Origin of the sequence: uncultured Flavobacterium sp. (assembly GCF_963925415.1) — a bacterium.
Taxonomy (GTDB): domain Bacteria; phylum Bacteroidota; class Bacteroidia; order Flavobacteriales; family Flavobacteriaceae; genus Flavobacterium.
Window position 1 is genome coordinate 1 of record NZ_CAWUTS010000088.1, and the last position, 10,199, is coordinate 10,199.

Here is a 10,199-nt window from a genome sequence, read left to right on the forward strand (position 1 = left end):
AAAAATTGAAAAAATTTAGTTTCATTTTATTTTTAGCCTTAGCGTCTTGTCAGCTTTTTGATAAAAAAGTTCCTGACGAATCTAAATTGCTCAAACAGGAACTTCAAAAAATAAACTGGAATGATGTAGATGAATACCCCAACGCGAATAGTTGTGATACTATTTTAAATTTAGATCAACAAAAGGTGTGTTTTTTTAACTATATAACGCACCAAATAAAGTATAAAATTAATTTGGATTCTATTCAAATATTGTTTCCTAATTTGGATACAATTCAAATAAAAATAACCAATCTTCCAGATAGCACATCTATATTTGAAATACAATATCCAAAGGACAGTTTAACTTATAACATTAAACTTTTAGACTGTATTATTCAAACAAAACTGGCCAATTTTCCATTAATAGAGCCTGCGAGTAAAAGAGGTATAAAGGTAAAAACACAGTTTATATTGCCTTTAGTTATTAGAAATGCTAACTTTGAAACAAATTAAAGCATACGCTGCAAAACATATTTAAAGTGCCAAACGAACGCATCATTTTAGGAATCGACCCTGGAACCACAATTATGGGTTTTGGATTGATAAAAGTTGTCAATAAAAAAATGGAGTTTTTGCAACTCAACGAATTGCAATTGTCTAAATATGACAACCACTATCAAAAATTAAAAATCATATTTGAGCGAACCATTGAACTTATTGAAACCTTTCATCCAGACGAAATTGCAATTGAAGCACCTTTTTTTGGTAAAAACGTACAATCGATGTTAAAGTTAGGAAGAGCTCAAGGAGTAGCTATGGCAGCCGGACTTTCAAGAGACATTCCCATTACAGAATATGAACCCAAAAAAATAAAAATGGCAATCACCGGCAACGGAAATGCCAGCAAAGAACAAGTAGCCAAGATGCTTCAACAACTATTAGGCTTAAAAACTTTACCCAAAAACCTAGATTCCACAGATGGTTTAGCAGCAGCAGTTTGTCATTTTTTTAATTCAGGAAAAACCGTAGGCGAAAAAAGTTATACCGGTTGGGATGCTTTTGTGAAACAGAATGAGAAAAGAGTAAGTAAGTAGTGTTCAGTTCCGAAGTTTTTGGACTGTGTTTATTAAAAAAATAATTTATGAAATAATTTTTTATTGTAATATTACTTTTGTTATTAGTAATTATGACATATAATTAGTTAAGTTGTCCAAATTTTGAAGAAATTAAAAATAATTTTAAAGATTGTTCTAAAGGTGATGATTCTGAGAAAACAACATATAAAGAGAATGTCTTTTTTGAAGAAAAGATTGATTTTAAACTTCCTCAAAGCAAGGTTCGTTTAGTAAAAATTTATGGAAATAGTTTTTTCTTTCCTAAAAGGCTAAATGATGAAGAGATTCTATTTCTACTAAAAAAATTTATAGAATTAACTAATAGCAGTATTGAAATTGGTAAACTAATAAATTACATAATTTTAAACCCTGAAAAATTTGCTATAAAAAAGCAATAATTTAATTTTAACGATTTCCAGCTGAACACTATCCCGAAACTTCGGAATTGAAAAACTGAACACTAAAAACTGAACACTCTAAAATGAGCGGTATATACATACACATCCCTTTTTGCAAACAAGCTTGTCACTATTGCGACTTTCATTTTTCTACCAGTTTAAAGAAGAAAGACGAAATGATTTTGGCATTAGCCAAAGAAATTGCTTTGCGAAAAAACGAAGCAGAAAACGAAGCTATTGAAACCATTTATTTTGGTGGAGGAACACCGAGTATATTATCAATTGAAGATATAAAGTTGTTGATTGATGAAGTTTATAAAAACTACAATGTTGTAGAAAATCCTGAAATTACGGTTGAAGCCAATCCAGATGATTTAACAGAAGAACGAATAATCGAATTATCTATAAATCGAGTAAATCGTTTATCAATTGGTATTCAATCTTTTTTTGAAGATGATTTGCAAATGATGAATAGGGCTCACAATGCCAAGGAAGCATCACAATGTTTGGAAATTGCCACAAAATATTTCGATAATATTTCTTTAGATTTAATTTACGGAATTCCAGGAATGAGCAACGAAAAATGGAAACAAAACATAGAAAAAGCACTCACGTTTAATATTCCTCATATTTCGAGTTATGCGTTAACGGTCGAACCCAAAACAGCCTTAGAAACTTTTATTAAAAAAGGAATCATAAAAGAACCCAATGATGCGGTTGCTCACGAACATTTTCATATTTTAGTAGAAACCCTTCAAGAAAACGGTTTTATTCATTATGAACTTTCTAACTTTGGAAAAGAAAATTATTTTTCAAAAAACAATTCGAGTTATTGGTTGGGTAAAAATTATATTGGAATTGGCCCCTCGGCTCACAGTTATGATGGTGTTTCTAGGAGTTGGAATATTGCTAACAATACGGTTTATATAAAATTTATCCAAGAAAACAAATTGCCTATTTCTAAGGAAATCTTGTCAACAGAAGATAAATATAACGAATATATTATGACAGGCTTACGAACTATTTGGGGCGTATCATTAACAAGAATTTTAAGTAAATTTGGTCAAACATATTTGGACTATCTGTTGAAGCAAAGTCATAAATTTATACAAGATGAAACGTTGTTAATCGATAAAAATGTCCTGAAAACAACAAAAAAAGGAAAGTTTTTTATTGACGGAATTGCAAGTGATTTGTTTTTACTAAATTTGGATGAGTAATTTGATACTAAAACTAGACTTTTTTGTGTTTTTCATCGTCTTTTACTAAAATAAAAATTATGATTGCTACAATAAACAATTTTAAAATAAATCTATCAAACCCTATTGATATTTCTATACCATTGTCTAATGACGATAAAAATCCTATAGCCTGGTATCAAAACATACCTGTTATAGAACCTGTTAAAATGGATGATTGGATAGGTAAAGTTTCTAAAGGAAATTCATCAACGAATTTTAACAACATTTTCTTTAATCCGCATGCACATGGAACACACACAGAGTGCTTAGGTCACATAACACATGACTTTTACAGCATCAACCAATGTTTAAAACAATTTTTCTTTTATGCAGAAGTTATCTCTATTGATCCAGAAAAAAAAGGTGTAGACTTCGTTATTACAAAATCACAAATCAAAAAGGCACTTCAAGGCATTTTAACAGAGGCTTTGATTATCAGAACATTACCCAACTTTAAAAGCAAAAAAAACCATAATTATTCGCATACAAATCCACCATATTTGACTGAAAAAGCTGCCATTTTTATTCGAGAAATGGGCATACAACATTTGCTAGTTGATTTACCAAGCGTAGATAAAGAAAAAGATGATGGAAAATTAGTAGCACATAAAGCTTTTTGGAATGTAAAAAATACACATATATTAAATGAAGATGCACGTATGAATAGTACCATTACGGAATTAATTTATATAGATCAAAAAGTGGCAGACGGAGGCTATATTTTAAATTTACAAATAGCATCTTTTGAAAATGATGCCTCGCCGAGTAAACCCATATTGTTTATGATTGAAAAGGGTTAATATTATTTTTAATTCAAAACCTACTGAGTATAGTTGTCTAAGACGGTATCGTTTTTTTTATAGTCTTAATACTTAACTTAAGTAGAAAACATAAACATGAATATAGAAGAGCTTTATAAATTTTGTTTAGCAAAAAAAGGAGTCAGTGCTCACTTCCCTTTTGATGAGGATACTTTAGTTTTTAAAGTTGGAAAAAAAATGTTTGTTTTAACGACTCTATCCAATTGGGAAAAAAAAAGTGCCGTTATAAATTTAAAATGTAATCCAGAAAAGGCATTAAACTTACGAGCAAAATATGAAGCTATAAGTCCAGGATGGCACATGAATAAAAAACATTGGAATACAATAGGTTTTAATAGAGATGTTTCTGATAAAATAATTTGCGAGTTAATAGATCACTCTTATGAATTAGTTATAAAAAGCTTAACGAAAAGTGATCAACAAAAAATAGCTAACAGTCAACAAAACTATTCACAGATACTTTAAGATAATTAGACTATAATAAAAGTGTATTAATCGAAATTTTTCTTTTTTAATAATGCAAAAAGTTTATTTGTAATGTACAAACATTTAATAAAAATCAAATTATGAGGCCATTAAAAATTCTTTTAATAGAAGATGACGCTATTGAAGTAATGAAATTTAAACGTGTTTTAAAGCTGTTAGCGTTAAAGCACCAAATTATTGAAGCCAATAACGGCGAGGAAGCTTTAAGCATATTAAAAATAAAAGACATAATCCCAGACATAATCCTTTTAGATCTAAATATGCCCAATTTAAACGGTATTGAGTTTTTAAAGATATTAAAAATGGATGAATTTTTAAAACATATTCCATCTATAATTCTATCAACTTCAAATAATCATAAAGACATTACAGAATGTTATAAAATAGGTATTGCAGGCTATCTCGTAAAGCCTTTGAAATATGAAGAGTATGTAGATAGAATAAAAAAAACATTAGAATATTGGAGCTCAAACGAATTATTTTGTCAATAAATGTGAATGTATTGTAAACAAAGAATGTAAAGATTTGTTTATTATAAATTTTAGAAAACACAAACGTAAAATGAATGGTCTGCAAGAACTTATAACAGAGACAATTAGTTTGATTAAAATAGGCTCTAAACTCTCAGTAACAAAAACTCATCAAGCAGGTTCTAAATTATTTAAAATAAATGGATAATTACATAAAAGATTTTCAATTTAATTTTGACGTAACAAGTTTTAACAATATTTTTCCATTTTATATTCTTATTGGAAAGGATTTAAAAATAAAAAGTTTTGGAAAGAGTATAAAAAAAATACTGCCTAACCTTAAGCAAAATTTACACATTAGTGATACATTTAGTATTAGAAGTCCCAATATTAAAACTCTTTTAGATCTTAACTCTAAGGACACTTTAGGACAATTGGTGGTATGGGACTCATTAATTGACAAGTCAATCTCATTAAGAGGCCAGATAAGCTTACATAATGAAAATTATCTTTTTGTTGGAATCCCTTGTTTTAAAGTTATGGAAAAAATAATAGAAAAAAAATTAACTTTAGATGATTTTGCAATTTGCGATCCTTTATTAGACTTATTAGACTTAATTAAAAGCAAAGAAATTAACAATTTAGAATTAAAGAAATTATTAAACACAGTTAATTTACAGAATAACAACCTTAAAAAAGACAAAAAAGAATTACAAAAATTTTCATTGGTTGCCAGTGCCAATAATAGTGGAACTGTCTTTACAGATTCGCAGGGAAAAATATTTTGGTGTAATGAATCGTATCTTAGCTTAACAGGTTTTTTATATGACGAAATTATTGGAAAAACGTTAGTTGAAGTTGGCTTATGTGAGTTATATAGTAGGGATGAAATTAACAAAATGCTTAAAGCTTTTTATAATGATGAATTGTTTGAAGTAGAAATATTACATGCGCATAAAACGAAAAATCCTTTTTGGTCAAAACTTAAAGGGCAACCTGTTTTTAATAATCAAGGAAAATTAATTCAATATTTTACAACTATTGAAGATGTTACTTTTGAAAAAGAAAACGAACACCGTCTTTCTATTTTATCTTCAATCGCTGAAAAAAATATTAATGCAGTTATTATCTGTGATAATAGCGGACTAACCGAATGGGTTAACGATAGTTTTAGTAAATTAACAGGATTCACTAAAGAAGAACTTATAGGAAAAAAGCCGGGCGAATTACTTCAGGGCAAAGAATCTAGCAAAGAAAAAATTTTATATCTCTCTCAACAAATAAAAAAAGGATTGCCTTTTAATTGTGAAATAATTAATTATAACAAAAAGAGAGCAAAATTTTGGGTTAAAATTCAAGGTCAAGCCCTACGCGATAAAAAAGGTGAAATTGTAAAATATTTTGCTATTCAAGAAGACATTACGCTTCAAAAAAAATTTAATCAAAAAATTTTTGATTCAGAAAACAAATTAAATTCTTTAATTAAAAACCTTCAAACAGGGGTGTTGTTAGTCGATAGCAAAAGAAAAATTATTGTGTTAAATAAAATATTTTGTGACATGTTTAATGTTTCAATTGATTCTGAATTAATTAAAGGATTTGATTGCAAACAACTATCAAATGCATCCATGCATTTATTTAAAAACCCAAAAAATTATATTAAACGAATCAATGAAATCCAAAAAAATAAAGTAAAAATTAATGGAGAAGAAATTGAATTATTAGATGGTAAAGTTTATGAAAGAAGTTATTTGCCTATTTATAAAGAAGGAATATATGATGGGCACTTGTGGAGTTATAATGATATAACAATTAAAAAAAAATACAAAGAGAGTATAGAAGCCGAAAAGGAAAAATACAGCAATATTATTGCCCACATGAATATGGGGTTGTTAGAGGTTGATAATAATGATACAATTTTATTTGTTAATGAATCTTTTTGTGAGATGAGTGGTTTTTCTTTTTCAGAATTAATAGGAAAAAAAGGAGCCGAAATATTAATTATCGACAAGGATAAAAATATTGTTTTAGAAAAAAACAGGTTAAGAACCCAAGGAATAACTGATTCATATGAAGTTAGAATTAAAACTAAAAAAGGAGACATGAAGTATTGGTTAATTTGTGGCGCTCCTAATTATAATGTTAACGGAGAATTAATAGGTTCAGTAGGTGTGCATTTAGATATTACCCAAAAAAAATTATTTGAAATTCAAAAAGAAGATTTTTTAATTAAATTAGAAAAACAAAACCAAAAACTTAATGAATATGCCCAAATGGTTTCTCACGATTTAAAATCGCCATTGCAAAGCATACACTCGCTTATTACATGGATAAAAGAAGATAACGACAAAGAATTTAATAAAGAAACCACTCAATATTTAAACTTGATAGAAAGTAAAGTAGAAAAGATGGATCATTTAATACAAGGAATTTTAACCTATTCAAAAGTTGATTCAGAAGAAATGATTACAGAAAAAGTTGACTTAAATGATGTAATAAAAAGCTGCATCAATATCATTCATATTCCTAATAATGTTAAAGTAATTGTTAAAGCCAAACTACCTGTTATTAAAGCAAATAAATTTAGAATGCAGCAGCTGTTTCAAAACCTTATCAGTAATGCAGTGAATTATATAGAAAAACCAGAAGGGTTGGTGGTCATTGGTTATAAGGAAGATAAAAATAATTATATTTTTTATGTAAAAGATAACGGGCCTGGTATTGCTAGTAAAAATAAAGAAAAAATATTTAAACTATTTCAATCTTTTACACAACGAGATAGCTCTAATGGAATAGGCTTGTCTATTGTGAAAAGAATTGTAGAAAATTATAAAGGATCAATTTCTGTTGAAAGTGAATTAAAAAAAGGCACCGTATTTTATATAAAATTACCAAAAAAATAATGGAAAAGCCCAATCTAAAATACATTAACAATTTGTCAAAAAACGATAATAAATTTAAACATAAAATAATCAAAATTATTAAATTAGAATTAAAACAAGAAGTAGATGCTTATTATGAAAGTTTACAGACTATAAATTTTAGTTCAACAATTTTTATTGTTCATAAAATAAAACACAAAATTTCATTGCTTGGTCTCGAAAAAAGTTATTATCTTGCCGAAAAATTTGAAAATAATTTAAAATTAGGCTCAACAAATTTGCAGACAGAATTTGAAGAAATTCTTAATAAAATGCAAAATTTTGTTGACAGTTTATAATAAACTCCAAATGAATTGCATAATAATTGACGACGAAGCTTTGGCGAGGGCTATTATTAATCAAAAAATCTCTAAACATTCTAAAATTAAGGTTTTAGGAGAGTTTTCAAATGGTATAGAGGCTATCAAATATTTAAATCAAAATAAGGTAGATGTTATTTTTTTAGACATTCATATGCCAGATTTTACGGGTTTTGAATTTATTCAAACGTTAAAAAACCTACCTAAAGTAATACTAATTACATCCGACAAAAATATTGGCATGCAGGCTTTTGAATATGATTGTATTATTGATTATTTATTAAAACCCATAAGTGATGATCGATTTAAAATAACCATTCAAAAACTTAAAGCGTCTAAAATAATAAACAAATTCGTTTTGGAAAATAATAAACAAATTCCAACCGATACCAATAAAGAATTCTATATAAACATAGGCAAAAGATTAATAAAAATAGAATTTAACTCCGTTAATGTAGTGGAGGCAAAAGGGGATTATATATTGATAAAAACAGAAAACAAAAATTACACCGTTCATTCTACATTAAAAAAAATTTTGGATAAACTACCCAGTCATTCATTTCTAAAAGTACACCGTTCTTTTATAATAAACACAAAAAAAATAATAGATATTGAAGATAATAGTGTGCTTATAGCTAAGGATGTTATACCAGTAAGCAGGTCTAATAGAGCTGAGTTGATAAGTAGACTTAATCTTTTATAGGCCTAAACTAAAACTTTTTTTTGAACAACAGCTCAATACCTTAATCTGATTTTTGAACAATAGTTCGGAGATTGATTTACTTACTCAATGCAACAAAATACTTATAAAATAAAGGAATAGTTTCAATACCTTTTAAGTAATTAAAAACTCCAAAATGTTCGTTTGGTGAGTGAATTGCATCACTATCTAAACCAAAGCCCATTAAAATAGTTTTTGATTTTAATTCTTTTTCAAATAAAGCCACAATTGGAATACTCCCTCCAGACCGAACAGGTATTGCAGGAACGCCAAAAGTTTCAGTATACGCCATGTTAGCGGCTTTATACCCAATGCTATCTATAGGCGTAACATATCCTTGGCCGCCATGATGAGGTGTAACCTGTACTTTTACGCCCATAGGGGCGATGCTTTCAAAATGATTTTTAAACAATTCGGTTATTTTTTGCCATTCTTGATTTGGAACTAAACGCATCGAAATTTTTGCATAAGCCTTACTTGCAATTACTGTTTTTGCACCTTCCCCTGTGTATCCTCCCCAAATTCCGTTAACATCTAATGTTGGTCTTATCGAATTTCTTTCGTTTGTAGTGTATCCCGCTTCTCCATAAACAGCTTCAATATCAATAGCCTTTTTGTAGTTTTCTAAAGAAAAAGGTGCTTTAGCCATTTCTGCTCTTTCTTCTAATGATAATTCTGCAACAGTATCATAAAAACCAGGAATGGTTATGTGATTATTTTCATCATGTAATGACGCTATCATTTTAGTTAAAATGTTAATTGGATTAGCCACGGCTCCTCCATATAAGCCAGAATGCAAGTCACGATTTGGTCCCGTTACACATACTTCAACATAACTTAAGCCGCGTAGGCCAGTTGTGATAGAGGGTTGTTTATTAGAAATCATACCTGTATCCGAAATCAAAATAACATCATTTGCTAGTTTCTCTTGATTGCGTTCCACAAACCAACTTAAACTTTTAGAACCAATTTCTTCTTCACCTTCAATCATAAACTTTACGTTGCAGGGCAATGTATTTGAAGCAATCATGTACTCAAATGCTTTAACGTGCATGTACATTTGCCCTTTATCATCACATGCGCCACGAGCAAAGATTGCTCCCTCTGGATGAATTTCTGTTGTTTTTATTACCGGTTCAAATGGAGGTGATGTCCATAATTCTATAGGATCGGGTGGTTGCACGTCATAATGTCCATAAACTAAAACAGTTGGCAATGATTTATCAATAATTTTTTCACCATATATAATTGGGTAACCAGGCGTTTCACAAAGTTCTACAAAATCACAACCGGCTTTTTCAAGACTTGTTTTCACAAGATCTGCAGTTGCAATAACATCTTGTGTATAAGCACTGTCAGCACTTACAGAGGGTATTTTTAGCAACTCAATTAGTTCGCTTAAAAAACGTTCTTTATTTTCTTTAACGTATGCTTTTATGGAATTCATTATCGTTTATTTTTTACATTGCCAAAAATACAAAAAATAAGATCGTAAAAAAATTTACATTTCTTAATTTATATATAAGAATTATTTTTATATTTGCACCCTCATAATAAGAGAATCAATTTTGCGGGTATGGTGAAATTGGTAGACACGCCAGACTTAGGATCTGGTGCCGCAAGGTGTGAGAGTTCGAGTCTCTCCGCCCGCACAAAAAGCTTTTCGGAAACGAGGAGCTTTTTTATTATACAAAATGTTTCAAAAAGGTTGTTGTTTAGAATGTT

General features: G+C 29.0%; 10 protein-coding genes and 1 tRNA gene. 10 read left to right on the forward strand and 1 reads right to left on the reverse strand.

Going from position 1 to position 10,199, the window contains the following annotated elements:
- From AABM47_RS07035 to AABM47_RS07075, 9 genes are all read left to right on the forward strand, one after another.
- Nucleotides 1–494 (forward strand): hypothetical protein (locus AABM47_RS07035; RefSeq protein ID WP_338410220.1); only part of this gene is annotated, 494 nt, incomplete at its 5' end.
- 26 nt (nucleotides 495–520) lie between these two features.
- The gene (gene ruvC / locus AABM47_RS07040; protein WP_338410221.1) at nucleotides 521–1,075 is read left to right on the forward strand and encodes a crossover junction endodeoxyribonuclease RuvC; all 555 of its coding nucleotides are present in this window, start codon (nucleotides 521–523) and stop codon (nucleotides 1,073–1,075) included.
- Between the two features lie 502 nt (nucleotides 1,076–1,577).
- Nucleotides 1,578–2,714 carry a radical SAM family heme chaperone HemW gene (gene hemW, locus AABM47_RS07045; RefSeq protein WP_338410222.1) on the forward strand — a complete coding sequence of 379 codons (1,137 nt, stop codon included), beginning with the start codon at nucleotides 1,578–1,580 and terminating at the stop codon, nucleotides 2,712–2,714.
- Between the two features lie 59 nt (nucleotides 2,715–2,773).
- Complete coding sequence (locus AABM47_RS07050) at nucleotides 2,774–3,535, forward strand: cyclase family protein (RefSeq protein WP_338410223.1); 762 nt, start codon at nucleotides 2,774–2,776, stop codon at nucleotides 3,533–3,535.
- 96 nt (nucleotides 3,536–3,631) lie between these two features.
- Nucleotides 3,632–4,021 (forward strand): MmcQ/YjbR family DNA-binding protein, encoded by a 390-nt coding sequence (locus tag AABM47_RS07055; RefSeq protein WP_338410224.1) that lies wholly within the window; start codon nucleotides 3,632–3,634, stop codon nucleotides 4,019–4,021.
- 101 nt (nucleotides 4,022–4,122) lie between these two features.
- Nucleotides 4,123–4,533 (forward strand): response regulator, encoded by a 411-nt coding sequence (locus tag AABM47_RS07060; RefSeq protein ID WP_338410225.1) that lies wholly within the window; start codon nucleotides 4,123–4,125, stop codon nucleotides 4,531–4,533.
- Nucleotides 4,534–4,712: 179 nt separating this feature from the next.
- The gene (locus AABM47_RS07065; protein WP_338410226.1) at nucleotides 4,713–7,415 is read left to right on the forward strand and encodes a PAS domain-containing protein; all 2,703 of its coding nucleotides are present in this window, start codon (nucleotides 4,713–4,715) and stop codon (nucleotides 7,413–7,415) included.
- The gene (locus tag AABM47_RS07070) at nucleotides 7,415–7,732 is read left to right on the forward strand and encodes an Hpt domain-containing protein (protein WP_338410227.1); all 318 of its coding nucleotides are present in this window, start codon (nucleotides 7,415–7,417) and stop codon (nucleotides 7,730–7,732) included. Before AABM47_RS07065 ends, AABM47_RS07070 begins: the two co-directional genes overlap by 1 nt.
- A gap of 10 nt (nucleotides 7,733–7,742) precedes the next feature.
- Complete coding sequence (locus AABM47_RS07075; protein ID WP_338410228.1) at nucleotides 7,743–8,456, forward strand: LytTR family DNA-binding domain-containing protein; 714 nt, start codon at nucleotides 7,743–7,745, stop codon at nucleotides 8,454–8,456.
- 76 nt (nucleotides 8,457–8,532) lie between these two features.
- On the opposite strand, the gene AABM47_RS07080 is transcribed toward AABM47_RS07075, so the two are convergent.
- The gene (locus AABM47_RS07080; protein ID WP_338410229.1) at nucleotides 8,533–9,921 is read right to left on the reverse strand and encodes a dipeptidase; all 1,389 of its coding nucleotides are present in this window, start codon (nucleotides 9,919–9,921) and stop codon (nucleotides 8,533–8,535) included.
- Nucleotides 9,922–10,044: 123 nt separating this feature from the next.
- Between AABM47_RS07080 and AABM47_RS07085 the strand changes: the two genes are divergently transcribed.
- A tRNA-Leu gene (locus tag AABM47_RS07085) sits at nucleotides 10,045–10,126 on the forward strand.
- Nucleotides 10,127–10,199: the final 73 nt, after the last annotated feature.

What these genes read in the sequence shown, in the direction of transcription:
- AABM47_RS07060 (WP_338410225.1), top strand. Translation starts at nt 4,123, where the DNA reads ATGAGGCCATTAAAAATTCTTTTAATAGAAGATGACGCTATTGAAGTA.
- AABM47_RS07050 (WP_338410223.1), top strand. Translation starts at nt 2,774, where the DNA reads ATGATTGCTACAATAAACAATTTTAAAATAAATCTATCAAACCCTATT.
- AABM47_RS07055 (WP_338410224.1), top strand. Translation starts at nt 3,632, where the DNA reads ATGAATATAGAAGAGCTTTATAAATTTTGTTTAGCAAAAAAAGGAGTC.
- AABM47_RS07065 (WP_338410226.1), top strand. Translation starts at nt 4,713, where the DNA reads ATGGATAATTACATAAAAGATTTTCAATTTAATTTTGACGTAACAAGT.
- AABM47_RS07070 (WP_338410227.1), top strand. Translation starts at nt 7,415, where the DNA reads ATGGAAAAGCCCAATCTAAAATACATTAACAATTTGTCAAAAAACGAT.
- hemW (WP_338410222.1), top strand. Translation starts at nt 1,578, where the DNA reads ATGAGCGGTATATACATACACATCCCTTTTTGCAAACAAGCTTGTCAC.
- AABM47_RS07075 (WP_338410228.1), top strand. Translation starts at nt 7,743, where the DNA reads ATGAATTGCATAATAATTGACGACGAAGCTTTGGCGAGGGCTATTATT.
- AABM47_RS07080 (WP_338410229.1), bottom strand. Translation starts at nt 9,921, where the DNA reads ATGAATTCCATAAAAGCATACGTTAAAGAAAATAAAGAACGTTTTTTA.